This is a genomic window from Yoonia vestfoldensis DSM 16212 (assembly GCF_000382265.1).
GTDB classification, from domain to species: domain Bacteria; phylum Pseudomonadota; class Alphaproteobacteria; order Rhodobacterales; family Rhodobacteraceae; genus Yoonia; species Yoonia vestfoldensis.
Map to the genome: position 1 here is coordinate 1 of NZ_KB907982.1, position 26,247 is coordinate 26,247.

Annotated in this window: 25 protein-coding genes and 1 tRNA gene; 18 read left to right on the forward strand and 8 right to left on the reverse strand. The window is 61.7% G+C overall.

The features are described from left to right. The 4 genes from tnpC to H147_RS0111190 all read right to left on the reverse strand — a co-directional run. A partial coding sequence (tnpC, locus tag H147_RS0111175; protein ID WP_375342051.1) for an IS66 family transposase occupies nt 1–1,040 on the reverse strand: 1,040 nt, incomplete at its 3' end. A 123-nt stretch (nt 1,041–1,163) separates the two neighbouring features. Further along, nucleotides 1,164–1,496 (reverse strand): IS66 family insertion sequence element accessory protein TnpB, encoded by a 333-nt coding sequence (gene tnpB / locus H147_RS21015; protein WP_211216544.1) that lies wholly within the window; start codon nt 1,494–1,496, stop codon nt 1,164–1,166. A 17-nt stretch (nt 1,497–1,513) separates the two neighbouring features. Further along, a complete protein-coding gene (locus tag H147_RS21020; protein ID WP_026352401.1) occupies nt 1,514–1,903 on the reverse strand; it encodes a transposase in 390 nt (129 codons plus the stop codon). A 434-nt stretch (nt 1,904–2,337) separates the two neighbouring features. After that, nucleotides 2,338–2,423: transfer RNA gene (locus tag H147_RS0111190), tRNA-Leu, on the reverse strand. Between the two features lie 150 nt (nt 2,424–2,573). On the opposite strand from H147_RS0111190, the gene H147_RS0111195 reads away from it, so the two are divergent. Beyond that, nucleotides 2,574–3,554 carry a complex I NDUFA9 subunit family protein gene (locus H147_RS0111195; protein WP_019955460.1) on the forward strand — a complete coding sequence of 327 codons (981 nt, stop codon included), beginning with the start codon at nt 2,574–2,576 and terminating at the stop codon, nt 3,552–3,554. Here H147_RS0111195 and H147_RS0111200 read toward each other — a convergent pair. Further along, the gene (locus H147_RS0111200; RefSeq protein WP_019955461.1) at nt 3,551–4,354 is read right to left on the reverse strand and encodes an undecaprenyl-diphosphate phosphatase; all 804 of its coding nucleotides are present in this window, start codon (nt 4,352–4,354) and stop codon (nt 3,551–3,553) included. The genes H147_RS0111195 and H147_RS0111200 overlap by 4 nt on opposite strands. Nucleotides 4,355–4,570: 216 nt before the next feature. Here H147_RS0111200 and H147_RS0111205 point away from each other — a divergent pair, with 216 nt between their 5' ends. The 8 genes from H147_RS0111205 (at nt 4,571) to H147_RS0111240 (ending at nt 15,711) form a co-directional block, all read left to right on the forward strand. Next, a complete protein-coding gene (locus tag H147_RS0111205; RefSeq protein WP_019955462.1) occupies nt 4,571–5,998 on the forward strand; it encodes an NAD(P)-dependent oxidoreductase in 1,428 nt (475 codons plus the stop codon). Nucleotides 5,999–6,000: 2 nt separating this feature from the next. Next, nucleotides 6,001–6,669: a hypothetical protein gene (locus tag H147_RS0111210; protein WP_110570963.1), complete on the forward strand. Its 669-nt coding sequence runs from the start codon at nt 6,001–6,003 to the stop codon at nt 6,667–6,669. Beyond that, on the forward strand, nt 6,666–7,376 hold the full coding sequence (locus H147_RS0111215) for a hypothetical protein (RefSeq protein WP_019955464.1): 711 nt from the start codon (nt 6,666–6,668) through the stop codon (nt 7,374–7,376). Before H147_RS0111210 ends, H147_RS0111215 begins: the two co-directional genes overlap by 4 nt. Continuing rightward, complete coding sequence (gene gltB, locus H147_RS0111220) at nt 7,363–11,895, forward strand: glutamate synthase large subunit (RefSeq protein WP_019955465.1); 4,533 nt, start codon at nt 7,363–7,365, stop codon at nt 11,893–11,895. The genes H147_RS0111215 and gltB overlap by 14 nt, the downstream gene beginning before the upstream one ends. Before the next feature lie 81 nt (nt 11,896–11,976). Continuing rightward, nucleotides 11,977–12,729: a monofunctional biosynthetic peptidoglycan transglycosylase gene (mtgA, locus tag H147_RS0111225; RefSeq protein WP_019955466.1), complete on the forward strand. Its 753-nt coding sequence runs from the start codon at nt 11,977–11,979 to the stop codon at nt 12,727–12,729. Nucleotides 12,730–12,793: 64 nt separating this feature from the next. Further along, nucleotides 12,794–13,459: an FtsZ-binding protein FzlA gene (gene fzlA, locus H147_RS0111230; RefSeq protein WP_019955467.1), complete on the forward strand. Its 666-nt coding sequence runs from the start codon at nt 12,794–12,796 to the stop codon at nt 13,457–13,459. 66 nt (nt 13,460–13,525) lie between these two features. After that, nucleotides 13,526–14,560: a tRNA epoxyqueuosine(34) reductase QueG gene (queG, locus tag H147_RS0111235; protein WP_019955468.1), complete on the forward strand. Its 1,035-nt coding sequence runs from the start codon at nt 13,526–13,528 to the stop codon at nt 14,558–14,560. Beyond that, entirely contained in the window at nt 14,557–15,711 is a 1,155-nt protein-coding gene (locus tag H147_RS0111240; RefSeq protein ID WP_019955469.1) for a PQQ-dependent sugar dehydrogenase, read from the forward strand. Before queG ends, H147_RS0111240 begins: the two co-directional genes overlap by 4 nt. A 2-nt stretch (nt 15,712–15,713) precedes the next feature. On the opposite strand, the gene H147_RS0111245 is transcribed toward H147_RS0111240, so the two are convergent. Beyond that, nucleotides 15,714–16,733 carry a fatty acid desaturase gene (locus tag H147_RS0111245; protein ID WP_019955470.1) on the reverse strand — a complete coding sequence of 340 codons (1,020 nt, stop codon included), beginning with the start codon at nt 16,731–16,733 and terminating at the stop codon, nt 15,714–15,716. A gap of 115 nt (nt 16,734–16,848) precedes the next feature. Between H147_RS0111245 and H147_RS0111250 the strand changes: the two genes are divergently transcribed. Both H147_RS0111250 and H147_RS0111255 read left to right on the forward strand, forming a co-directional pair. Next, nucleotides 16,849–17,769 carry a DMT family transporter gene (locus H147_RS0111250; protein WP_019955471.1) on the forward strand — a complete coding sequence of 307 codons (921 nt, stop codon included), beginning with the start codon at nt 16,849–16,851 and terminating at the stop codon, nt 17,767–17,769. Nucleotides 17,770–17,843: 74 nt separating this feature from the next. Beyond that, nucleotides 17,844–18,041: a hypothetical protein gene (locus H147_RS0111255; protein WP_110570965.1), complete on the forward strand. Its 198-nt coding sequence runs from the start codon at nt 17,844–17,846 to the stop codon at nt 18,039–18,041. Between the two features lie 42 nt (nt 18,042–18,083). Here H147_RS0111255 and H147_RS0111260 read toward each other — a convergent pair whose 3' ends face one another. Beyond that, nucleotides 18,084–18,953, reverse strand: a complete 870-nt coding sequence (locus H147_RS0111260; RefSeq protein WP_019955473.1) for a branched-chain amino acid aminotransferase — start codon at nt 18,951–18,953, stop codon at nt 18,084–18,086. A gap of 144 nt (nt 18,954–19,097) precedes the next feature. Between H147_RS0111260 and H147_RS0111265 the strand changes: the two genes are divergently transcribed. The 7 genes from H147_RS0111265 to H147_RS0111295 all read left to right on the forward strand — a co-directional run bounded on the left by H147_RS0111265 (nt 19,098) and on the right by H147_RS0111295 (nt 25,829). After that, the gene (locus tag H147_RS0111265) at nt 19,098–19,604 is read left to right on the forward strand and encodes a MarR family winged helix-turn-helix transcriptional regulator (protein ID WP_026352442.1); all 507 of its coding nucleotides are present in this window, start codon (nt 19,098–19,100) and stop codon (nt 19,602–19,604) included. Continuing rightward, nucleotides 19,601–20,299 (forward strand): response regulator, encoded by a 699-nt coding sequence (locus tag H147_RS0111270; protein WP_019955475.1) that lies wholly within the window; start codon nt 19,601–19,603, stop codon nt 20,297–20,299. The genes H147_RS0111265 and H147_RS0111270 overlap by 4 nt, the downstream gene beginning before the upstream one ends. An 82-nt stretch (nt 20,300–20,381) precedes the next feature. Beyond that, nucleotides 20,382–21,305 (forward strand): histone deacetylase family protein, encoded by a 924-nt coding sequence (locus H147_RS0111275; protein ID WP_019955476.1) that lies wholly within the window; start codon nt 20,382–20,384, stop codon nt 21,303–21,305. Further along, the gene (locus H147_RS0111280; RefSeq protein ID WP_019955477.1) at nt 21,302–21,535 is read left to right on the forward strand and encodes an exodeoxyribonuclease VII small subunit; all 234 of its coding nucleotides are present in this window, start codon (nt 21,302–21,304) and stop codon (nt 21,533–21,535) included. The genes H147_RS0111275 and H147_RS0111280 overlap by 4 nt, the downstream gene beginning before the upstream one ends. Then, nucleotides 21,528–22,412, forward strand: a complete 885-nt coding sequence (locus H147_RS0111285; protein ID WP_019955478.1) for a polyprenyl synthetase family protein — start codon at nt 21,528–21,530, stop codon at nt 22,410–22,412. Before H147_RS0111280 ends, H147_RS0111285 begins: the two co-directional genes overlap by 8 nt. Before the next feature lie 11 nt (nt 22,413–22,423). Next, on the forward strand, nt 22,424–24,337 hold the full coding sequence (gene dxs, locus H147_RS0111290) for a 1-deoxy-D-xylulose-5-phosphate synthase (RefSeq protein WP_019955479.1): 1,914 nt from the start codon (nt 22,424–22,426) through the stop codon (nt 24,335–24,337). A 79-nt stretch (nt 24,338–24,416) separates the two neighbouring features. Beyond that, nucleotides 24,417–25,829 carry a methyl-accepting chemotaxis protein gene (locus H147_RS0111295; protein ID WP_019955480.1) on the forward strand — a complete coding sequence of 471 codons (1,413 nt, stop codon included), beginning with the start codon at nt 24,417–24,419 and terminating at the stop codon, nt 25,827–25,829. Here H147_RS0111295 and H147_RS0111300 read toward each other — a convergent pair. Continuing rightward, complete coding sequence (locus H147_RS0111300) at nt 25,807–26,238, reverse strand: hypothetical protein (RefSeq protein WP_162561666.1); 432 nt, start codon at nt 26,236–26,238, stop codon at nt 25,807–25,809. The two genes, H147_RS0111295 and H147_RS0111300, sit on opposite strands and share 23 nt — an antisense overlap. Nucleotides 26,239–26,247: the final 9 nt, after the last annotated feature.

A 26,247-nucleotide genomic window follows, 5' to 3' on the forward strand; every position in this document is an offset into this window, starting at 1 on the left:
ACGGCATAGATCTCGGCGATGCGGCGCAGGCCTTCGGCGGCGATCTGTGAGCCGTCGCGGTCAAAGACTTCCTTCAGCTTGCGGCGCGCGTGTGCCCAGCAATGGGCCACGCGAATGGGATCGCCGCCCTTGCGGGTAGGCTTGGTCAGTCGGTTGTAGCCCTGGTATCCGTCGATCTGCAGGATGCCGTCAAAGCCGGTGAGGAAGGTTTCGGCATTCTCGCCCGCTCGACCGGGTGCATAGAAGTAGACCACACCGGGTGGGTCCTCGCCGCCCCATGGCCGGTCATCGCGGGCCAGTGCCCAGAGATAACCTGTCTTGGTTTTGCCGCGCCCTGGATCCAGCACCGGGGCGGTGGTTTCATCCATGAACAGCTTGTCGGATCGTTTCAGGTGTTCAGCCAGCCGGTCGACGATGGGCTTAAGGTGGAATGCCGCCTTGCCAACCCAGTCGGCTAAGACAGCGCGGTGCAGATCGAGGCCAGCCCGCGTCAGGATCTGGCTCTGACGATACAATGGCAGGTGGTCGGCATATTTGCTGACCAGCACATGGGCGATGCTGGCCTCGGTCGGCAACCCGCCCATGATCAGATGCGATGGTACTGGAGCCTGGGTCACGCCGTCGGTGCAGGTCCGGCAAGCGTATTTGGGGCGGACGGTGACAATCACACGCAACTGCGCCGGCACGATGTCCAGCCGCGCGCTGCGATCTTCGCCAATCTTGTGCATGACACCGCAGCCACAGGGGCAGATCAGGCTGTCGGGTTCGATAATCTCTTCGATGCGCGGCAGTGCGGCCGGTAGATTACCGATGATGCGTTTTGGCGCAGGCCTGGTTGCCGTTTTCTCACCTGTCTTGGCGGCCAGATGCTCCTTCTGCACCTCGACCTCGGCCAGTGCGATGGACAGATCCTCGAAGGCCAGCTGCCGCTCATCCTCGGTCAGCTTTTCCGACCGCTTGCCATGCAGGGCATGGTTCAGCTCGGCGATCAGATGCTGTTGGCGTTGGGTAATATCCTGAAGTGCTGCGATCGTTTTCATCAACGACGTAACCACCGCACGCTGCGCGGCAGGGATAGTGGAAAGGTCAATGACAGGCGTCTCAATCATAGCCCGAGACTACGATAAAACCTCAGTAAAAACACGCAAAAGACAGCGCTTGATTCATTCTGCCGCAGCCGGTGGGCGCATCTCCAATGCCTTGACCTTCCGCCAGTCCAGACCGGCAAATAGGGCCTCAAACTGGGCGTGGTTCAGCGTCATCATCCCGTCCTTGATCGCTGGCCAAGTGAAGGTCGTATCTTCCAAACGCTTGTAAGCCATCACCAATCCGGTGCCATCCCAGTAGAGCAGCTTCAGCCGATCGGCACGGCGCGAGCGGAACACAAACACCGTGCCGGTGAATGGATCCTTGCGCAGCACCGACGACACGATCGCCGCCAGACCGTCATGACCTTTCCTGAAGTCGACAGGCTGCGTCGAGACCAGAACACGCACGCGGTTTGACGGGAACATCATAGGTTGGCTTCCAGGCCGCGCACGACCGATACAATCCGTTCCGCTGAGGCCCCGGCTTCCAGCCGGATCACGACTGCGCCCATGACAATCTCCGGCCTATCCTCCGCACCCGTTTTACCAAGCGGGGCCTCGTCAACGGGTCCAACGATCAGAGACGCGAATTCCGCAGGATCTTCCGGCGCAGGTAGCACCAGCCGTCCGGTCCGCGCCAGCGTCCGCCAGGAGGACAGATGGTTCGCAGGCACACCATGCCGCAGCGCTACCGCATTCACAGTGCTGCCCGGCAACAGCGTCTCCGCCACGATCCGTGCTTTCAGCTCATCCGGCCATTTCCGGTTCCGACGACCCCGGCCGCCAACCGGGAGAACCTCCGATGTAGTCTCCATGGAGAAAATCCAGTCCAACAATCAACAGGGTCCAATGAACCCATCATGCTGACAGACGGAAGGTGTGGGGCAGGAAACGCTTACCGCTTTTCGATCGAACGACAAAGTGGAACGATTGGCGGGGAAAGGCTCAGTCAACCATGCGGCGGTTGGCGTACAGGGTACGCCACGGTGTCAATGGCGGCGTAAAAGCGGGCCACGCGAGTGACGGCTTCAGGCGGCGCAGTCTTCTGACCTCGCCGCCGTCGCGAATGACCGGTTTGCGCGACTAGTTTGCCGACAGCCAAGCTGTCGTGGTCGTCTTGCCCTGTGTGCGCTGGTCTTCACATCTGCCCGATATTCTGGCGACGATTGCCGATTGGGCGATAATTTGGGGATACGGGCCAGCCAAAACAGCGAAATAGCTGTTTCATATAACTTTTGTCGAGGAAATATGGTGCCCAGGAGAGGACTCGAACCTCCACATCGTTGCCAATACTAGCACCTGAAGCTAGCGCGTCTACCATTCCGCCACCTGGGCAGGTGTGCTTTGGGGGCAATACGGCGGCGGCGCGGGCGTGTCAACGGCTTTTGAAACGGAATCCGCAGGATCTTTTGCCGTGCCTGATTGCGCCTTGTCTGGCAGGGGGTGGGGCGGTAAACGAAGGCGAACCTGAACAAAGGCTGCGTTATGTCCAAGCTTGTCACCATCTTCGGCGGATCCGGTTTTGTGGGGCGGTATATCGCCCGTCGTATGGCGCAAAACGGCTGGCGGGTGCGCGTCGCTGTCCGCAACACGAACGAGGCGATGTTCGTGCGGACCTATGGCGTCGTCGGGCAGGTCGAACCTGTGTTCTGCAACATCCGTGACGATGCCAGCGTCGCGGCTGTGACCAACGGGGCCGATGCTGTCGTCAATTGTGTGGGCGTTCTGGCCGAGGTCCGCAAAAATACTTTTGCCGCTGTTCAGGCCGATGGCGCGACCCGGATCGCGCGCATCGCAGCCGAAATGGGCGTGACGCGCATGGTTCACATTTCGGCCATCGGCGCGAGCGACACATCGGCCAGTGACTATGCCCGCACCAAGGTCGCCGGTGAACAGGGCGTGCTGGACCATATGCCCGGCGCGATGGTCCTGCGGCCGTCGATCATCTTCGGGGCCGAGGATGAATTCTTCAACCGTTTCGCGGGCATGACCCGTCTGGGCCCCGTTCTGCCCGTCATCGGGGCCGATACGCTGTTCCAGCCGGTCTATGTCGATGACGTTGCCGCAGCCGCCGTCAAGGGCGTGCTCGGCGAGGTGCCGGGCGGGATCTATGAACTGGGCGGGCCGGATGTCGCGACCTTCCGCGATCTGATGCAGCAGATGCTGGCTGTCGTGCGCCGCCGCCGGTTGATCGTGAATATTCCGTTCTGGGCCGCGCGGATCATGGCCGGTGCGTTCAATATTCTCCGCATTGTGTCGCTGGGTCTGGTGACGCCGCCTGTGACGCGCGATCAGGTCGCCAATCTTGCTGTCGACAATGTCGTCGGCGATGGGGCCAAGGGCTTTGCCGATCTTGGGATCAAGCCCACAGCGTTGATGGCCGTGCTGCCCGATTATCTGTGGCGCTTCCGCCCATCGGGCCAGTATGACGCGATCAAGGAATCGGCCAAGAACCTGCGGTCCTAGCGATAAGCGATCACCAGCAGCACAATGCCAAGGCCGATCCGGTAGATGACGTAGGGCGTGTAGCTCACGCTGCGCAGCAACCGCATCATGATTGCAAGGGCCGCCCATGCGGCCAAGCCCGACATGACAGCCACGATTGCGATGTCGCGCAGGTCCGCCGCCGTGGCGGTGCCAACAACGTCTAGGCTCAGCAGCGCGCCAGAGGCGATGATCGTCGGGATCGACATCAGCATCGACAGCCGTGCCGCGTCGGGGCGGGCATAGCCCAGCATCCGCGCCGCCGTGATCGTGATGCCTGACCGTGACGTGCCGGGGATCAGCGCCACCGCCTGCCACAGTCCCATGATCGCCGCATCCTTCAACGTCCAGCGTTCGGCCGTCTTGGTCGTTTCACCCTTTTGGTCAGCGATGTACAGCACGATCCCGAACAGCAGCATCGCCCAGCCGATCACTGCGATCCCGCGCATTGCGTCGGCCAGTCCGGTCACTTTCAGGATCAGGCCGGCGATGATAACGGGGATCGTCGCGATCAACAGGCAGAGCGCCAGAAACGCACCCTGCGTGTCGACCTTGCCGCGCAGCAGACGCAGCGTCCCCGCGAGCGCAAGCCGCACATCCGCCCAGAAATAGACGATCACCGCTGTCAGCGTGCCCAGATGGGCGGCGACGTCGATGATAAGCCCTTGGTCGGCCATGCCGGTCAGGCGTGGCAGCAGGATCAAGTGACCGGACGACGAAACGGGTAAAAATTCGGTCACGCCCTGTATCACAGCGATCAGTAGCAGATGAAAAGTCGTCATAGAAACCGCCTTGGTGATTCGCTAGCCGCACCCTATCCGCCCGGGAATCTGAGGGAAGAGAAGAGTTAGGTAACAAATGATACCTAATTTGGCGATCAAAATGCCATCCATCATGCCTCGCACGCAAAAATTCATCAATATAGGTCAGCATTGCTGCCTTTTCATTTCCTCGACCTCGCTCTAGAACCTGTTTTGAGCTTGATTGGGAGGACGGCAATGGCTGGCCAGACGATGTTGAAATTTACCACCGTTCACCGGGATATGCCCGAAAAACGGCCACCCGACCTGCGCAGGCAGGATTTCAACGAAATCTATGCTGAATACGCGCGCGACAAGGCGGCCGAACAGGCCAGCCGCTGTTCGCAATGCGGCGTGCCCTATTGCCAGACGCATTGTCCGCTGCACAACAACATTCCCGACTGGCTGCGCCTGACCGCCGAAGGGCGGTTGCAGGAAGCCTATGAGATTTCGCAAGCCACCAACACCTTCCCCGAGATTTGCGGCCGCATCTGCCCACAGGATCGCCTGTGCGAAGGCAATTGCGTGATCGAACAATCCGGCCATGGCACGGTCACGATCGGGTCTGTGGAAAAATACATCACAGATATGGCGTTTGAAAACGGCTGGGTGCAGCCCATCCGCCCTTATGCCGAACGCGCCGAAAGCGTGGGCATCATCGGCGCGGGCCCCGGTGGTCTGGCCGCGGCGGATATGCTGCGCCGTCAGGGTGTGCAGGTCACCGTCTATGACCGCTATGACCGTGGCGGCGGGTTGATGACCTATGGCATCCCCGGTTTCAAACTGGAAAAAGACATCGTCATGCAGCGCATGGCGCAGCTGGAAGATGGCGGCGTGCAATTCGTGCTGAACTGCAACGTGGGCGAAGACCTGTCGTTCGACGCGATCCGGGGCAAGCATGACGCCGTGCTGATCGCAACAGGCGTTTATAAAACCCGCGACCTGCCTGATTCCAGTGCCGAAGGCATCGTGAACGCCATCGACTATCTGACCGCCAGCAACCGCAAATCCTTTGGCGACGAGGTGCCGGAATATGACAGCGGCGCGCTGAACGCTGCGGGCAAGCGCGTTGTCGTCATCGGCGGCGGCGACACCGCGATGGACTGCGTGCGCACGGCGATCCGTCAGGGTGCCGAAAGCGTCAAATGCCTGTATCGTCGTGACCGCGCCAACATGCCCGGATCGCAGCGCGAGGTCGCCAATGCCGAAGAAGAAGGCGTCGAATTCATCTGGCTGTCCGCACCTTTGGGTTTCGAAGGCGATGCCGTGTCCGGCGTGAAGGTGCAGAAAATGCGCCTTGGCGCGCCCGATGCAACAGGTCGCCAGATGCCCGAAGTGATCGCCGGTGCCGATTACATCGAAGACGCTGATCTGGTGATCAAGGCGCTCGGCTTCGAGCCCGAGGATATCCCGACCCTTTGGGGCGTGCCGGAACTGGCCGTGACCCGCTGGGGCACGATCAAGGCCGATTTCAACACCGGCAAGACATCGCTGGACGGCGTCTATGCCGCCGGTGACATCGTGCGGGGCGCGTCGCTGGTTGTCTGGGCGATCCGTGACGGGCGCGATGCAGCCGCGGCGATCCTTGATTATCTGGGGCAATCCGCATCGGTCGCCGCAGAATGACGATGAAACCGCTTCTGACCCTGATCGCCTTGACGGTCGCGGCCCCTGTCGCGGCGCAGCAGACCTTTGCGCCGCCGCAAGGCTGCGCTGGTAAACTGACCGTGCAGCACCGCAACTGTGTCATGGTCAACGTCTGGACCTGCGAGGCGGATGCGGCGGGCGATCAGTGGATGGCCCTGATCGGCCAAGGCGGCGTATTCAGCGTCCAGCGCGTCGATGACCAGTTCCAGTGGATGGAAAGTTACAAGGTCACGGGCAACGAACAATTGCAGGTGCCTGCCCCCGATCCGGCATCGCTGGATGAACTTTTCGCCACACAGCTTGATACATGGGATTTCACGCTGGACACCGATGCCGGCACCGAACGCCATGTGGGGTTCGACATGCTGACGGGTGAAACGGTCGTGATCGACGGTGAAACCCTGTTGGCCACCGAATTTCAGGGCCGCACAATCGATGGTGACGGCAACGAGATTTACGCAGGCTCCGGCCGCCAATATGTCAGCGAAACGCACCGGCTGTTCCTGCTGGGCGAAGCCTGGGAAGACGCGTCGCCCGATCAGGTGACTGATTCCTCGCCCGTGGAATTCATCTATCCGGGCGAGCCGGGGTTTTTCAGCGACCAGCCCAAGTTCGAATGCAACGTGATCGAATCGGGGTTCCGTCCATGAGAACCGCGCTTGCCCTTGTCCTGCTGACAGGACCCGCCTTTGCCCAATCCGGGCCAGCGACGTATTCACTGCCTGCGGGTTGCACGGCCTTTGTGACCATCCAGAACAAAAGCTGCGAGGTTGAACACCATTTCACCTGCACAGGTGACGCCGCGGGCATGAAACGCCGCGTGTCGCTGGACGAACAGGGCATGACCTATGCGGGCCAGATCGACATTCAGGCACAGTGGATCGCAAGTTTCCACGCGCAGGCGGGTCTGACCGAGATGCTGGAAGCGGACCCTGCCGACCGTGCGTCGCTGACCGGATTGTTCGCCACGAACCTCGATACCTTCGATTTTCGCACCCTGTCCGCCGAAGTCGGCGAGACGCGCTATGTCGGGCAGGACACGCTGACGGGCCGTCAGGTCACCATCGACGGCGTGACGCTGGACGAGACCGCCTTTCAGATCACCGCCTATGACGGGTCGGGCACCGAAATCTGGTCCAGTCAGGGCAATGAATTCGTCAGCCGCGATTGGCGCATGTTCCTGTCCGGCACCAGCACGATCACCACCCCAGACGAAACTTTCGAGATGGATGGCACCCCCGTCGAATTCATCTTTCCGAACGAACCGGGATTTCTGAGCACCCGACCGAAATACGATTGCGGCCTCGCCATTTCATCTGCCGATACTTTCAAGGAGAACGCGCATGACAACCTATGATGCAAACTGGGTCGCGGCAGAAGAAGCCAAGCGCAAGTGGATGTCGGAAAACGGCCTGTACCGCGATGACGACGAACATGCGTCCTGCGGTGTCGGCCTCGTGGTCGCCATCGACGGCACGCCATCCCGCGATGTCGTGGAAAAGGGCATCAACGCGCTGAAGGCGGTCTGGCACCGTGGCGCCGTCGATGCCGATGGCAAGACCGGTGATGGTGCGGGCATCCATCTGCAGATTCCCGTGCCGTTCTTTTACGATCAGGTCCGCCGCACCGGCCACGAACCCGACGACGACAAGATGATCGCCGTCGGTCAGGTGTTCCTGCCGCGCACCGATTTCGGCGCGCAGGAACGCTGCCGGACCATCGTTGAATCCGAAGTGCTGCGGATGGGTCATTACATCTATGGCTGGCGCCATGTGCCCGTGAACACCGAAGTGCTGGGTGACAAGGCCAATGCCACACGGCCCGAGATCGAACAGATCCTGATCCGCTGCGAAAAGGACATGACCGAGGAAGAATTCGAGCGTGAGCTGTACATCATCCGCCGCCGGATCGAAAAAGCCGCCGCTGCAGCGCAGATCGCCGGTATTTACCTTTGTTCCCTGTCCTGCCGGTCGGTGATCTACAAAGGCATGATGCTCGCCGAACAGGTCGCGGAATTCTATCCCGACCTGATGGATGCACGGTTCGAATCCGCCTTCGCGATCTATCACCAGCGCTATTCCACAAACACCTTCCCGCAATGGTCGTTGGCGCAGCCGTTCCGCATGCTGGCCCACAACGGCGAGATCAACACGCTCAAGGGCAACATCAACTGGATGAAAAGCCATGAAATCCGCATGGCGTCTGGCGCATTCGGCGACATGGCCGAGGATATCAAGCCTATCATCCCGTCGGGCGCGTCCGATTCCGCTGCATTAGACTCTGTATTCGAGGTCCTCGTCCGTGCGGGTCGCAATGCGCCGATGGCAAAAACCATGCTCGTGCCAGAGGCGTGGTCGCAGCAGGCCGTGGAAATGCCGCAGGCTTGGCAGGATATGTATGGCTATTGCAATGCCGTGATGGAACCATGGGATGGTCCCGCCGCCCTTGCCATGACCGACGGGCGTTGGGTCTGTGGCGGCCTTGACCGGAACGGGTTGCGCCCGCTGCGTTACGTCGTCACCGGTGACGGTCTGCTGGTTGCCGGATCCGAAATGGGCATGGTGCCGGTGGATGAAGCCACCGTCGTGGAAAAAGGCGCGCTTGGCCCCGGCCAGATGATCGCTGTCGACATGCAGGAAGGCCGACTTTACCGAGATACCGAACTGAAGGACAAACTGGCCGCCGCCCAGCCGTTCGGTGATTGGGTGGAAAAGGTCGTAGACCTAAACAATCTGATGCGGGACGTGCCCGAAAAGGCGCTGTTCGACGGTGCGGACCTGCGCAAGCGGCAGGTCGCGGCAGGTTATTCCATCGAGGAACTGGAACAGGTGCTGGCCCCGATGGCTGAGGACGGCAAGGAAATGATTGCCTCGATGGGCGACGATACGCCCTCCGCCGTTCTGTCCACGACCTATCGGCCGCTGTCGCATTTTTTCCGCCAGAACTTCAGCCAAGTCACCAACCCGCCCATCGACAGCTTGCGCGAAAGCCGCGTGATGAGCCTGAAAACACGGTTCGGCAACCTCAAGAACGTGCTGGACGAGGATTCGTCGCAGACCGAAATCCTTGTGCTGAACAGCCCGTTTATCGCCAACGCCGAATTCGATGAAATGGTGCGCCAGTTCGGCGCGTCCGTCGCCTTTATCGATTGCACGTTCGAACCGGGACGCGGCGCGCTGAACGTGGGCCTGCAACGCATCAGGGCCGAGGCGGAGGATGCCGTGCGCTCGGGGGCAGGCCATCTGGTGCTGACCGATCAGCATCAATCGCCTGACCGCGTGCCGATGCCGATGATCCTTGCCACATCCGCCGTGCATTCAGGGCTGACGGCCAAGGGGCTGCGCACCTTCTGTTCGGTGAACGTCCGGTCGGCGGAATGTATCGACCCGCATTATTTCGCCGTGCTGATCGGCTGCGGTGCGACGACGGTGAACGCCTATCTGGCGCAGGATTCCATCGCCGACCGTCTGCGGCGCGGGCTGATCGACGGCACCCTGACCGAAGCTGTGCGCCGCTATCGCGCGGCCATCGACGCGGGCCTGCTGAAAATCATGTCCAAGATGGGCATTTCGGTTCTGTCATCCTATCGCGGTGGCCTGAACTTCGAGGCTGTCGGCCTGTCCCGCGCCATGGTCGCCGAATATTTCCCCGGCATGCACAGCCGCATTTCCGGCATCGGCACGACGGGCATTCAGGCCAAGGCCGAAGAGGTTCATGCCAAAGGCTGGAAAGGCGGCAGCGACGTGTTGCCGATTGGCGGCTTCTACAAGGCGCGCCGTTCGGGTGAAAAGCACGCTTGGGAAGCGCAGACGATGCATATGCTGCAAGCTGCCTGCAACAACGCGTCCTATGCGCTTTGGCAGCAATATTCCAGGTCGATGCAGGCCAACCCGCCCATCCATCTGCGCGATCTCTTGGCGATCAAGCCTTTGGGCGCGCCTGTGCCGATTGAAGAGGTCGAAAGCATCACCGCGATCCGCAAACGGTTCGTGACGCCGGGCATGTCCTTGGGGGCCCTGTCGCCCGAGGCGCACAAGACGCTGAACGTCGCGATGAACCGCATCGGTGCGAAATCCGACAGCGGCGAAGGCGGCGAAGACCCCGCGCATTTCGTGCCGGAACCCAATGGCGACAACCCCAGCGCCAAGATCAAGCAGGTTGCGTCGGGCCGTTTCGGCGTGACGGTGGAATATCTCAATGCCTGCGAAGAGCTGGAAATCAAGGTCGCCCAAGGTGCCAAGCCCGGCGAAGGCGGCCAGTTACCCGGCATGAAGGTCACAAAACTGATCGCCCGCCTGCGGCATTCCACCGAAGGCGTGACGCTGATCTCGCCTCCGCCGCACCACGACATCTATTCGATCGAGGATCTGGCGCAGTTGATCTATGACCTCAAGCAGATCAACCCGCGCGCCAAGGTGACGGTGAAACTGGTCGCGTCTTCTGGTGTCGGCACGATCGCGGCGGGCGTGGCCAAGGCCAAGGCCGATGTAATCCTTATTTCGGGTCACAACGGCGGCACGGGCGCATCGCCCGGCACGTCGATTAAGTACGCTGGCCTGCCATGGGAAATGGGCCTGACAGAGGCGCATCAGGTTCTGGCTATGAACAATTTGCGGGAACGGATCACCCTGCGCACCGATGGCGGACTGCGCACCGGGCGCGATATCGTCATGGCCGCGATGCTGGGGGCCGAGGAATACGGCATTGGCACGGCGGCGCTGATCGCGATGGGCTGCATCATGGTGCGCCAGTGCCAGTCCAACACCTGCCCTGTCGGCGTCTGCACGCAGGACGAAGCCTTGCGCGGCAAATTTACCGGCAATGCTGAAAAGGTCGTGAACCTGATCACTTTCTACGCCACCGAAGTGCGCGAGATATTGGCCAGCATCGGCGCGCGCAGCCTTGATGACGTAATCGGGCGCGCGGACCTGCTGACGCAGGTCAGCCGTGGCTCGGCGCATCTGGATGATCTGGATCTCAACCCGCTGCTGATCACCGTCGATGGCGCGCACAAGATTCGGTACGACCGGCACCGTCCGCGCACGGCGGTCAATGACACGCTGGATGCGCAGATCGTGCAGGATGCAGCACGCTTCCTGAACGATGGCGAAAAGATGCAGCTGGATTATGCGGTGCAGAACACGTTGCGCAGCATCGGCACGCGCACCAGCAGCCACATCGTGCAGAAATTCGGGATGCGCAACGCGCTGCAACCCGACCATTTGACGGTCAAGCTGCGCGGGTCCGCGGGGCAATCGCTTGGCGCTTTCGCGGCACCGGGGCTAAAGCTCGAGGTATCGGGCGACGCCAACGACTACGTCGGCAAGGGTCTTTCTGGCGGTACTATCGTCGTCCGGCCCCCGATGATAAGCCCGCTGGTGGCCAGCGAGAACACGATCATCGGCAACACCGTGCTTTACGGTGCGACGGCGGGGTATCTCTTCGCAGCAGGCCGTGCGGGTGAACGGTTCGCCGTGCGCAATTCTGGCGCGCATGTCGTGATCGAAGGTTGCGGCACCAACGGTTGCGAATACATGACCGGCGGTGTTGCTGTAATTCTCGGGAGCATCGGTGCCAACTTCGGCGCGGGGATGACCGGCGGCATGGCCTATCTCTACGATCCTAGTGGCATGTCGGCGGCGTTGATCAACATGGAATCGCTGGTGACCTGCCCGGTGACGGTGGCGCATTGGCACGACCAGTTGAAGGGTCTGATCGAACGGCACGCCAAGGAAACCGGGAGCCGCAAGGCCGCTGATCTGTTGCAGCACTGGGATCTGGAGAAATCCAATTTCTTGCAGGTCTGCCCCAAGGAAATGCTGATCCACCTGAAACATCCGCTGATGATCGAGGAAACCGCGATCCCGGCGGAGTAATTGCAACGCCCCGCGCTGAATTCAGCCGCGGGGCGGCCCGTTTGCTTGACCGCCCCCGTCGCCTTGTGGCTATAGAGGGCGATGGCAGAAACCTCCAAACCCACGAAACGGCGCGCGCGTAAGCCTGCGGGCGACAAGGCGGCAAAAAAACCGGGCCTTGTGCGCCGGACCTTGCGGCCTGCCCGCCGGTTTTTGGTCTGGGGTATTGCGGGGATTGCGGGTTTCGTGCTGGCCTGGACCCTGCTTTACGCGCTGATCAACCCGCCGACCAACGCCTATATGCTGTCCGAAAGCCGTAGGCTCGGCGGGGTGCAGCAGGACTGGGTGCCGATGGACCGGATCGCGCCGGTGATGGCCCGGTCCGCTGTCGCGGCCGAGGATGCCAATTTCTGTCTGCATTGGGGTCTTGACGTGAACGCGATCCGCGATGCGATGGAACGCGGGCGGGGCGGGGCCTCGACCATCAGCCAGCAGGTCGTGAAAAACGTGTTTTTGTGGCATGGCCGGTCCTGGGCGCGCAAGTCGATCGAGGCGGTCTGGACCCCCGTGACCGAAGTGTTCTGGAGCAAGCGGCGCATCCTTGAAATCTATCTGAATGTCGCCGAATTCGATGCGGGCGTGTTCGGCGTGCAGGCAGCCGCGCGGCATTATTTCGGCGTCGATGCCGCCGATCTGACCCCGACGCAGGCGGCACGGCTGGCCGCGATCCTGCCTGCGCCAAAGGAACGCTCTGCCGCCAACCCCGGCACATTCACCCGCAACCGCGCCGCCCAGATCGTTCAGGGTGCGCAAACCATCGCGGCGGATGGCCGCGCGGATTGCTTTGAGGAATGATGCAACCATTGAACCCCAGCGCCTCTTGCGGCATGCAGATACGATCACCCAACCCAGGTTTGCCATGAACACGCTGTACCATTACCCGTTGTCGCCCTTTTCGCGCAAAGTCCGGCTTTGTCTTGCCGAAAAGAAGATCGAGGTCGGTCTGGTCGAGGAACGCTATTGGGAACAAAGCCCCGAATTCCTGCGCCGCAACCCCGCCGCCAAGGTGCCGGTGCTCAAGATGAACGGGCGCCTGATGTCCGAAAGCACGGCGATCTGCGAATATCTGGAAGAAGTGCAGCCGACCCCGCCCCTGATGCCGCGCGACGCGGAAGGCCGCTACGAGGTGCGCCGTCTGGTCGGTTGGTTCGATGATAAATTCTATCATGAGGTCACGTCCAAGCTGATCGGCGAACGCGTCTATCGCAAGGTGATGGGGCGCGGCTATCCCGACAGTGCCAACGTCAAGGCGGGGGCGCGCGCGATCAAGTATCATCTGGATTACATGGCGCATCTGCTGGAACACCGCCGCTGGCTGGCGGGCAACGAAATGACGCTTGCCGATTTCGCGGGCGCGGCGCATCTGTCCTGTCTGGATTATACCAGCGACGTGGACTGGAACCGTCACGAGGTGGTCAAGGACTGGTATGCCAAGATCAAGTCGCGGCCTGCCTTCCGGTCCTTGCTGGCCGATGAGGTGCCGGGCTTTCAGCCGGCGGCGCATTATGCCGATCTGGATTTCTAAGAAGGGGCGCTGCCCCCTTGCCCCTGACGGGGCAATTCCCCCGGGATATTTGGGCTCGGAAGAGGGATGAAGGAGCGCCTGACAGCCTTTGCGCGTGACGCGGGTTTCGCCAAGGTGGGTGTCTGTCGTCCCGATGCGGTGCCGGAAATGGCCGAACGGCTGGCGGCTTTTGTGGATGATGGCCGCCATGGCCAGATGGCGTGGATGGCCGAGCGGATGCAGTGGCGCGGCGATCCCACGGCGCTTTGGCCCGAGGCGCGGTCGGTCATCATGCTGGCCGAGGTTTATACCCCAGACCATGATCCGCTGGCGGTGCTGCATCAACGCGACCGGGCCGCGATCAGCGTTTATGCGCAGGGGCGCGATTACCATGATGTCGTAAAGAAGCGGCTCAAGGTCGTGGGCCGCTGGCTGATCGATCAGGTGCCGGGGGCTGAGATCAAGGTGTTCGTCGATACGGCCCCCGTGATGGAAAAGCCGCTGGCGCAGGCGGCGGGCTTGGGGTGGCAGGGCAAGCATACCAACCTTCTGGGCCGTGATCTGGGCAACTGGTTTTTTCTGGGCGCGATCTTTACCACCGTCGATCTGGAGCCCGACGCACCCGAGGTCAGCCATTGCGGGTCCTGCACGGCCTGTCTGGACATCTGTCCAACGCGGGCTTTTCCCGCACCCTACCAGCTGGATGCGCGGCGCTGCATTTCCTACCTGACGATCGAGCACAAAGGCCCGGTGGACGCCGACCTGCGCGGCCTGATGGGCAACCGGATTTACGGCTGCGACGATTGTCTGGCAATCTGTCCGTGGAACAAGTTTGCAGCCTCTGGCCGTGATGCACGGCTGGCCGCGCGCGACGATCTGCTGGCGCCGCCGCTAGTGGAGCTTGCGCTGCTGGATGAGGCTGGCTTTCGTGCCCGTTTCGCCGGGTCGCCGATCAAGCGGATCGGGCGGGACCGTTTCGTGCGTAACGTCGCCTATGCGATGGGTAATTCCGGTGATCCGGCCATGGTGGCAGCCCTGTCACATCTGGTTGATGACGCGGATGCCACGGTGGCGGATGCGGCGCGCTGGGCTATTCTGCGCTTAAAGGGAGAATTGCCATGATCCGACTGTTCGCCTTTATGTTGGTCCCGTCTTTTGCCGCGGCGCAGGTGGATCAGGGCCGGCCCAATGCAGATTTCACGCCTGCGTACCAGAACCAGACCCGTGCCCCGGCCTTGCCTGCGACTGCTGTCACGGTCGAGACCTTTGCTGTCGGGCTGGAGAATCCCTGGGGGATTTCACCCCTGGGCAACGGGCAGTTGCTGGTCACCGAACGGCCCGGTCGCCTGCGTGTCGTCAATCTGGATGGCGAGGTGTCTGTTCCCCTGCGGGGCCTGCCCGAGATCAGCGCAGAACGGCAGGGTGGCCTTCTTGATGTCGCGGTGAGCCCGAATTTCGTGACGGACCGAACTATTTTCTGGACCTATTCCAAGCCTGTGCAGGGCGGCACGGTGACCGCCGCCGCGCGTGGGCAGGTGGCGGATGATGGCAGCCTCAGCGATGTGCGCGACATCTTCATCCAGAACCCGCCGTCGCGCACGCCCATGCATTACGGCAGCCGGATCATTCCGACCGCCGATGGTGTGGTCTGGATCACGACAGGCGAGCGGTCGTCGGCAGGCGAGCGCGAACTGGCGCAGGATGTGGGCACGACTTATGGCAAGGTGATCCGCGTCGATTGGGACGGGCAGCCGTTGCCCGATAACCCCTTTGTCGGACAGGACGGGTTGGACACGATCTGGTCCTATGGTCACCGCAACCCGCAAGGGGCAGCGATGGGTCCGGGCGGGCTGTGGACGGTCGAACATGGCCCGGCGGGGGGTGACGAATTGAACCAGCCGCAGGCCGGGCGCAACTATGGCTGGCCAGTCATTTCCTATGGCGTGAATTACAACCGGACAGCGGTGGGGGCGGGTACATCCTCGATGGAGGGTATGGAACAGCCCGTCTATTACTGGGACCCCGTGATCGCGCCGGGTGGCATGGCGTTCTATGACGGCCCCTATGCCGACTGGCAGGGCGATCTGTTCATTGGCTCGCTGAACCCCGGCGGTCTGACGCGGTTGAAGATCGAAGATGGCCGTGTCGTGGGCGAGGAATGGTTGCTTGATGGTGTCGGCCGTATTCGCGACGTCGAAGTGCTGGACGACGGGTCCATCCTGTTGCTGGTCGATGCGACGCGCGGGGGAATCCTGCGCGTCACACCGCAGTAAGGTCAGGCACGGCGTGCGGCGGCAAAAGACACCAGCCGCCGTGATTTTTCATCCCAGAGATCAAGGCTTGCGCATTTGAGGCTTTGCAGCAGGGTCATGCGGCTGCATTCGACCAGATCCTGATGGTCGCGCAGCACCTCGGTCAAACGGTAGAACGGGATGCGGCTGTACAGGTGATGCACATGGTGAATGCCGATATTGGCGGTGAACCAGCGCAGGATCGGGGGCAGGTCGTAATGTGAACTGCCGTGCAGGGCTGCATCGTGCAGTTTCCAGTCTTCGGCGGCGTCCCAATGCGTCGTCTCGAACTGGTGCTGGACGTAGAACAGCCAGACCCCGATGGATGCTGCGATCAGTGTCGTGGGCAGGAACACAAGAAACAGCGCCGCAAACCCACCGACATAGACGATCGCGGCAAGGATAGCGGCGACGGCAAGATTGGTGCCCATCGCGCTGACCCAATATTTGCTTTCGCGCTGCATCCGGCCAAGCGGGACACGGTTTTGCAGGAAGAAGATATAGGTCGGCCCAAGGCCGAACATCACCAGCGGATGTCGGTACGCGCGATACATGAAACGGCCGAAGGGCGTGCGCTGGTGATATTCCTCGACCGTGAGGGTCATCACGTCACCGATCCCGCGCTGGTCCAGATCGCCCGCATGGCTATGGTGGATCGAATGGGTGCGCCGCCAGACGTCGTAGGGTGTCAACGTGACGACGCCCAAGGCGCGCCCGATCCAGTCGCTGACATTGCGGTTGCCTAAGAACGAGCCATGCCCGCAATCATGCTGGATGCAGAACAGCCGCAGCAGGAACAGGCCGTTCAGCGCCGAGATCAAGAAAGCACCGATATAGCTGAACTGCGATACCCAAACGGCAAGCACCCATAGCAGGATGAACGGGATCAGGCTGACACCCAATTCAAAGCTGCTGCGCCAATTGCTCGGTTCGCGGTACTGCGCAAGTATCTGAACCCAGTCGCGCGCGGTCATGTTGGTGGTCTGGTCGTTTGGTCTGATCATACTGTTCTTCTTGTGCCGTTTCGTAAGCGGTACCCTAGCGGGTGCGATTAGCAAGCGAAAAGGGCTTCATTGTGACCAGATGCCGCCATAGTGTCGCACCGAAAAGGGGAACACCATGCAGCCGCTCAAGGGAATTGTCTTCAAGGTCGTGTCCGTCTGCATGTTCATGGCGATGGCGGGGCTGATCAAGGCGTCCTCCGATACGGTGCCGCCCGGACAAGCGGTTTTCTTTCGGTCTTTCTTTGCCTTGCCGATCATCTTTGGCTGGCTCGCGCTGCGCGGTGAATTGCGGCATGGCTGGAAAACCAAGAACCCGATGGGACATTTCTGGCGCGGGCTGGTCGGGACCTCGGCGATGGGTCTGGGCTTTGCGGGCCTTGGCCTGTTGCCGCTGCCCGAGGTCACGGCGATCGGCTATGCCGCCCCGCTGCTGGTGGTCATCTTTGCCGCGATGTTCCTGAACGAGGATGTGCGTGCCTTCCGTTTGTCCGCCGTGGCGCTGGGCATGGTCGGCGTGCTGGTCGTGCTGTCGCCGCGCCTGTCGGTGGGCGCTTCGCTGAACACGACCGAAACCCTGGGTGCGATCGTCGTCCTGATGGGGGCCGTGCTGACGGCATTGGCGCAGGTTTTCGTGCGCAAACTGGTCGCCACGGAAACGACGGCGGCCATCGTGCTGTGGTTCACCGTCACGTCGTCCTTGCTGGCGCTCTTGACGATTCCCTGGGGCTGGGTGGTCCCGACCTGGACGATTGCCGCGCTTTTGGTGATGGCGGGGCTGCTTGGCGGCGTCGGCCAGATTTTCCTGACTTCCAGCTATCGTTTCGCCGATGCCTCACTGGTCGCGCCATTCGATTATACCTCGATGATCCTGGCGCTGGCCATCGGCTATTTCATCTTTGACGAAGTGCCGACCGGCACGATGCTCATCGGGGCGGGCATCGTCATCCTTGCGGGCGTGCTGATCATCTGGCGCGAACGCAAGCTGGGGCTGCAACGCGCGCAGCAGCGCAAGGCGACGGGAAACATGGGCAGTTGAGGCTGGTCAGAAAGAGCGCGAACAAAGCCCGCATCTGTGCTATGGTCAGGGTCCGCAGCAAAGAGGAGGATTCCATGAAACATCCACTTGATCGCGCTCAATCAGGGTCTGACAGCGAATTGCAACGTGCCATCGGCATGAAAAAGGATGCCTTGCCGCGCCGCGCAAGCCTTGACCTGCAAAAGCGGCCACGCAGCCACAAGCCCGCGCGCCGCGCCGCCGAATTCGTGCGGATCGCCCGCGAGGAAGAAACGCCCGTCTGGCAGCGCTAGACGTCAAAAAGGGCGCCGTTCGGCGCCCTTTGCCCTGTCCGCTTAAGCGCGGACCAGCTTTTCGTAATCCGCCGCGATGTCTCTGGTCAGCGCGCCGACCTCGAAATTGTAGTCGCCGATCTGGCCCACTGGCGTGACCTCTGCCGCGGTGCCGGTCAGCCAGCATTGCTGGAAACCTTCCAGTTCTTCGGGCATGATCACGCGTTCATGCACGGTGATCCCCTTGTCGCGCAGCATGCCGATCACGGTCTGGCGGGTAATCCCGTTCAGGAAAGCATCGGCCGCAGGCGTATGCACTTCACCATCCTTGACGAAGAACAGGTTGGCACCTGTCGCCTCTGCCACATAGCCGCGATAGTCGAACATCATCGCGTCAGAACAGCCTTTCGCCTCTGCCGCGTGCTTGGACATGGTGGCGATCATGTAGAGACCCGCCGCCTTGGCCTGGCTGGGCGCGGTTTCGGGGCTGGGACGTTTCCATTTCGCGATGTCGAGCTTGGCACCGCGGTTTTTCGCGTCGCCGTAATAGTTGCCCCATTCCCAGACGGCCACGGCCAGATGCACGGGGTTGCGCGCGGCAGCGACACCCATGTCCTCACCCGATCCACGCCATGCGATGGGGCGGACATAGGCGTCTTTCAGTCCGTTCGCGTCGAGTGCGGCTTGCTTCGCCGCTTCGATCTCGTCCACGGAGTAGGGGATCTGGAAATCGATCAACTGCCCGGACTTGATCAGCCGTTCGGAATGTTCGCGGGATTTGAAGATCTTGCCGCTGTAGCACCGTTCGCCTTCAAAGACCGAAGAGGCATAATGCATTGCATGGGTCAGGATATGCACCTTGGCATCGCGCCATTCCACAAGTTTGCCGTCCAGCCAGATCTTGCCGTCCCGATCGTCGTATGCACCCGCCATGCGTTCCTCCACACTTTGCAATAATGTCGCAACAAGGTCCGTTTCGGATATAATGTTGCGCAATTTCGCGAGATCGCTAACAGTTGATTCTTGGAATGTCAATAAAGCTGACGTATTGTCGGCGTCGTAACGAGGGAGGACAGTATGCCAGAAGGTGCGAGGCCCCAGATGGGGCAAAACCTGCTGTTCCTGACGGATGAACAGTTGCGCAAGGGGATCGAGGCGATGTTCTTCGCCTACCGCGGCTTTACCGCAGACCCGGATCGTATCCTTGCGCAGAAATCCTATGGCCGTGCCCATCACCGCGCGCTGCATTTCATCCATCGCAGCCCCGGCACCACCGTCAACAACCTGTTGTCCATACTTGGTGTTACGAAACAATCGCTTAATCGTGTCTTGCGCAGTCTGATAGAGGACGGTCTGGTCGTCAGCAGTGTTGGCAACAAGGACAAACGCGAACGGCATCTGCATCTGACACCCGCCGGTGCGGCACTGGAACGCGAATTGTCCGACGCCCAGAGGGACCGGATGCGTGCCGCCTACCGCGCGGCAGGCCCTGCCGCCGTCGTCGGCTTCAGACAGGTGCTGGAAGCGATGATGGACCCCGAGGCGCGCCAGCATTACGAGGCGATGAAGGACAAACCTGAATGAGTGACGATGCCCACCTGTTGATTGTAGATGATGATGCCCGCATCCGCAGCCTTTTGCAGAAATTCCTGATGCGGGCCGGATTCCTTGTGACCACCGCGCGCGATGCCGCCCATGCCCGTCGCGTGCTGGCGGGTCTGGAATTCGATCTGATCGTGCTCGACGTGATGATGTCGGGTGAAGACGGGATAGCGCTCTGCCGTGACTTGCGCCGGACCATCACGACGCCGATCATGCTGCTGACGGCCAAGGGCGAAACCGTGGATCGCATCACTGGGCTGGAGGCAGGGGCGGATGATTATCTGGTCAAGCCGTTCGAGCCAAAGGAGCTGCTGTTGCGCATCAACGCGATCCTGCGCCGTGTCCCCGCCGCCGAACCTGTCACGATCCTGCCCAAGGTGCTGCATATGGGGCCTGTCCGCTATGATATCGAACGCGGCGAGATGTGGCACGGCGAAAACCTTGTCCGTCTGACCGCGACCGAAAGCCAGCTGATGCGCATCTTCTCTGGCCGTCCGGGTGAGCCTGTCACCCGCACCAAGCTGGTCGAGGAATTGAGCCGGTCCGGCGGCCAGACACAGGAACGCGCGGTCGATGTGCAGATCACCCGTCTGCGCCGCAAGATCGAGACCGACCCCAAACAGCCGCGGTTCCTGCAAACTGTGCGCGGCGAAGGCTATATGCTGGCACCGGAGTAAGAACTTTCTGGCCTCCGGCGGGAGTATTTTGGGAAATAAGAAGGTGGTTGAGGTTTCGCATGGAATTGGGTTCTGTGTGGGCATGACAACTGCTCTGATCTTTCATGATGATGGCTATGGCCATGTGACGCCCCCCGGCCACCCCGAGCAGGTGGCGAGGCTGGATGCCGTGTTGGGTGCGCTTGCGGACATGGATCTTTTGCGCGTCAAGGCTCCGTTGGCGGCAGAGGATGATCTGCTGCGCGCGCATCCGCAGGCGCATCTTGATGCCTTGCGCGCCGCTGCGCCTCAGACAGGTTGGCGCGCGCTTGATGCCGATACGCATATGTCGCCCGGCACGCTGGCGGCGGCCTACCGCGCGGCGGGGGCAGTCGTGCGCGCGGTCGATCTGGTCATGGCGGGCCAGGCCGCGAATGCCTTTGCCGCCATGCGCCCGCCGGGTCATCATGCCGAACGCGAGACGGCGATGGGGTTCTGTTTTTTCGGCAATGTCGCCATCGGAGCGAAACATGCGCTGGACCATCACGGGCTGGCCCGTGTCGCCATCGTCGATTTCGACGTGCATCACGGCAATGGCACGCAGGATCTGGTCGAGGATGATCCGCGCATCCTGTTCTGTTCCACCCACCAATCGCCGCTTTATCCCGGCACGGGGGCCGCGCATGAAACCGGGGTTGGCAATGTGCTGAACGTGCCTTTGCGCGAAGGCACCGGGTCAAAGACGTTTCGCGATGTGATGGAGCGTGTCGTGCTGCCGCGCGTCGATGCCTTTGCGCCCGAGCTGATCCTGATCTCGGCAGGGTTCGATGCGCACCGCGATGATCCGCTGGCAGGGCTGGCGTTGACCGAAGCGGATTTCGCTTGGGTCACCGCGCGGTTGTGCGATCTGGCGGACAGGCATTGCCACGGCAGGGTGGTGTCGGCGCTGGAAGGCGGGTATGACCTGCCGGCGCTGGGCGCATCCGCTGCCGCCCATGTCAGGATTTTGGAGGAAAGAGGCCGATGACCGACGTTGACCAGATGAGTTTCGAGGACGCGATCAAGGAGCTGGAAACCGTCGTGGGCCAGCTGGAGCGTGGGGATGTGGCCCTCGACCAGTCCATCGCGCTTTATGAGCGTGGCGCGGCGCTGAAGGCCCGCTGCGAGGCCAAGCTGAAGGAAGCCGAAGAAAAGGTCGCCCGCATCACGCTTGGCGAGACTGGCCAGCCCACCGGCACAGCGCCTTTGGATGGCTGATCTGCTTGCCCGGCGACCGCTGCCTGACGCCCTGGCGCAGGCCGCCCGGATCGCGACGGAGACGATAGAGACCGGCCTGACGGGCCTTTCTGGCCCCGTGCCGGAGGCAATGATCTATGCGGCAAAGGGCGGCAAGGGTTTGCGCGCCTTTCTTGCGATCGAGACGGCCCGTCTGCACGGAGTCTCGCCGCAGGTTGCGGCCCATGCGGCGGCGGCGATCGAATGCATTCACGCCTATTCGCTGATCCATGACGATCTGCCCTGCATGGATGACGACGACCTGCGGCGTGGCCAGCCCACGGTGCACAAACGCTGGGACGAGGCGACCGCCGTGCTGGCGGGGGATGCCTTGCAGGCGCTGGCGTTTGAACTCTTGGGGAGGCTCGATTGCGCGGAGGCAGCCAAGGTCGATCTGGTGCTGACCCTGGCGCAGGCGGCGGGCGTGCGTGGCATGGTGGGCGGGCAGGCGGCGGATATCGCGGCGGAAACGGCGGATGTGCCGCTGACGCTGGACCAGATCATCGCCTTGCAGGCGGGTAAGACTGGCGCGTTGATGTCATGGGCCGCCCTTGTCGGGCCGCGCATGGCACGCGCGGATCAGGCCGCCTTGGGCATTTATGGCGATTGTCTGGGCCTTGCCTTCCAGATCGCCGATGATGTGCTCGACGTGACCGGCGACGCCGCGCTTGTCGGCAAGGCCCTGGGCAAGGATGCGGCGGCGGGCAAGGCGACATTCGTGTCGCTTCTGGGGCTGGATGGGGCGAAACGCCGCGCTGAGGATCTGGTCACGCAGGCCTGCGATGCGCTATCTGGCTATGGCGATGATGCCGAAACATTGAAGGACGCCGCGCGTTTTGTGACCGCGCGGGCGCATTAGGAAGGGTCGCCATGTCGGACCAACCCAACACCCCGCTTTTGGACAATGTCCAGACCCCCGCCGATCTGAAATCCCTGTCGGATGCGCAGTTACGCAAGCTGGCCGATGAATTGCGCGCCGAGACGATTGCCGCCGTGTCCGTGACAGGCGGGCATCTGGGGGCGGGGCTTGGCGTGGTGGAGATGACCGTGGCGCTGCATGCCGTATTCGATGCGCCCAAGGACAAGATCATCTGGGATGTGTCGCACCAGTCCTATCCCCACAAGATTTTGACAGGCCGGCGCGACCGCATCCGCACAATCCGGACCGAAGGCGGGTTGTCGGGGTTCACCAAAAGGTCCGAAAGCCCCTATGACCCGTTCGGGGCCGCGCATTCCAGCACCTCGATTTCGGCCGCCCTTGGTTTTGCCGTGGCGCGGGATCTGGGTGGCGATCCGGGCGATGCGATTGCCATCATCGGGGATGGCGCGATTTCGGCCGGTATGGCCTATGAGGCGATGAACAACGCGGGCCATCTGGGCAAGCGGCTCATCGTCATCCTCAACGACAATGAAATGTCTATCGCCCCGCCCGTGGGGGCCATGTCGTCCTATCTGTCGCAGCTTTACGCAGGTGCGCCGTTTCAGGAATTCAAGGCCGCCGCCAAGGGTGCCGTTTCGCTGCTGCCCGAACCGTTCCGCGAAGGGGCCAAGCGCGCCAAGGATGTGCTCAAGCATATGACGGTGGGCGGGACTTTGTTCGAACAGTTGGGTTTTTCCTATCTCGGCCCTATCGACGGGCATGACATGGACCAGCTTTTGTCCGTTTTGCGCACCGTCAAGGCGCGGGCCGATGGCCCGATCCTGATCCATGCGATCACGAAAAAAGGCAAGGGCTATGCACCCGCCGAACGCGCCAGCGACAAGGGGCACGCCACCGCGAAATTCGACATGGTCACGGGCAAGCAGGCGAAAGCGCCCATCAATGCGCCCAGCTATACATCCGTTTTTGCCGACAGCCTGCTGAAACATGCGAGCCTTGATCCGCGCATCTGTGCCGTGACTGCCGCCATGCCCGATGGCACTGGTCTGTCCAAATTCATGGAACGCTATGCCAGCCGTTGTTTTGACGTGGGTATCGCCGAACAGCATGCCGTGACCTTCAGTGCAGGACTGGCCGCGGGCGGGATGCGCCCGTTCTGTGCGATCTATTCGACGTTTCTGCAACGCGGGTATGATCAGGTCGTGCATGATGTGGCGATTCAGCGTCTGCCGGTGCGTTTCGCGATCGACCGCGCAGGGCTGGTGGGTGCGGATGGTGCGACCCATGCGGGGTCGTTCGATGTGGCCTTTCTGGCCAATCTGCCCGGCTTCGTCGTCATGGCCGCCGCGGACGAGGCGGAACTGGTCCGTATGGTTGCGACCGCCGCCGTGCATGATGACGGCCCTATCGCCTTTCGCTTTCCGCGCGGTGAAGGTGAGGGCGTTGAAATCCCCGAAGACGCCGCCCCGCTCGAGATCGGCAAAGGCCGCATGATCCGCGAAGGCGCGCAGGTCGCCATCCTGTCGTTCGGCACACGCCTGTCCGAGGTGACGCGCGCCTGCGAGGCGCTGGAGGCCAAGGGCATCAAGCCGACCGTCGCCGATGCGCGTTTCGCCAAACCGCTCGACCGCGACCTGATCTTGCAACTGGCGGCGGATCACGACGCGCTGATCACCGTCGAGGAAGGCGCCGTTGGCGGTTTTGGCAGCCATGTCGCGCAATTGCTGGCGGATGAAGGCGTGTTCGACCACGGCCTGCGGTTCCGGTCGATGGTCCTGCCAGATACCTTCATCGATCAAGCCAGCCCCAAGGCGATGTATGATGTCGCGGGGATGAATGCCGCGCATATCGAGGCCAAGGTGCTGGATGTGCTGGGCGTGGTGCGCATGGGCAAACGCGCCTGATCCGACCACGGCGGTCCCTTCTTAATGAATCCTTGGCTGTCTGTGACTAGGTTGGTCACGGACAGGATGGGAATCAGACATGAAAGACTTGCAGCCGGACACGTCCATGCACGACATCGACGATGGGCTGATGGCCGACCTTGCGCGGCGCTTGGGGGATCTTTCGATCGATATCGCCAGCGTGTCGGGGCATGTCGACGACACGGCCAAACAGGTCGCCGACCAGTCGCGCAGGGGTGTCGAATTCGCGCAGCGTGTCGATCACATATCCGGCAGGGCGCAATCTGTCATGACCTCGGCAGAGGCCGCGCAGGATATTTCCTCCCAAGCCGAAGCCAGCGCACAGGAAAGCGGCACGCGCCTGCATGCGATGGTGGCGGATGTGACGGCCTTGATCGATACAGTGACCCATATCGCCGATCAGTTCAGCCGCCTGCAGGACACATTGACCAGTGTGGCGCGCGTGTCCGGCGAAATCGGCGAGATTTCGCGCCAGACGAACCTTTTGTCGCTGAACGCTGCTATCGAAGCCGCGCGCGCGGGGTCACACGGGCTTGGCTTCATGGTGCTCGCGCGCGAGGTGAAGGACCTCTCGCAGACCACGCGCGACGCGACCGAGGAAATCTCTGGCACGATTGCAGCGCTTGATCGCGAACTGGCGGGGCTGCGCGACGAAACCTCGCGCGCGCTGACACGCGCTGGCGTGGTGCGCACCCAGATCGGCGACGTCAGCAGCCTTGTCGAAAACATGCCACGCGTGATGGGCGCTGTGTCATCCGCGCAGCGCGACATCGTCGGTGCCTCGACCAGCATCGCCACCGAGATCGAGCAGATGAAATTCGGGATCGACGGTTTGGCTGGCGGGATGGCGGCATCCGACAAAAGCCTCGACAATGCGCGGCAAAAAATGCTCGACCTGACCCACAGTTCCGAGGCGCTGACCGCGATGACAGCGCGGATGGGTCTGAAAACCATCGACACGCCTTACATCAATGCCGTGCAGCAACTGGCGGAGCAGATCAGCGCACGTTTCGAGCAGGCCGTGCAAAGCGGTGAAATATCGTTTGCCGATCTCTTTGACCAGGATTACCGGCCTGTTCCCGGCAGCAATCCAGCACAGGTGGTGGCCCGCTGTGTGCGTTTTACCGACAGGGTGCTGCCAGCGTTTCAGGAACAGATGCTGGGGTTTTCAGACGATGTCGTGTTCTGTGCCGCGGTCAATACTGACGGCTATCTGCCGACGCACAACACCAAGTTCAGCCAGCCGCAACGGATCGAAGATCCCGCATGGAACGCTGCCAATTGCCGCAACCGGCGCATTTTCAATGATCGCGTCGGACTGGCCGCTGGCCGCAGCACCCGCCCGTTTTTGTTGCAGGCGTACCGCCGCGACATGGGCAACGGTACCTTCGCGATGATGAAGGATGTGTCCGCCCCGATCAAGGTCAACGGCCGCCACTGGGGCGGCATCAGGTTGGCGTATCTCGCCTGAGCGCGCCTGTGTTGCCGTCTGGCGCGTATCTGTCGAAAAGGATGAAACCACCAAACCCCGCGATGATCGCGAGCGCCAGAACCAGAGGACCGGTCACAATAACTGGCAACGCCCCATGGATGGCAAACATGCTGGACCGATAGCCGAAATTCGCAACGACTGGCGCCATGGCCGCGATCCCTTTCCAGGCATTCCGGTGGTTGTTGGCAGCCAGACGGCGGATTTTTGCGGCTTTGACGCTGGCATAGACAGGCGCGAAAGCCAGACAGATCAGGAACCAGGTATAGGGAGCGGTCCACCAGTCATAATCGTTGACTGCCACAACCAGAAACAAAAACAGCAACAAATAGACCACTGCGACCAGCGAGAGACCCAACGCCAAGGCCACGACCAGACCGGCCAGTATCAATCGGGCGCG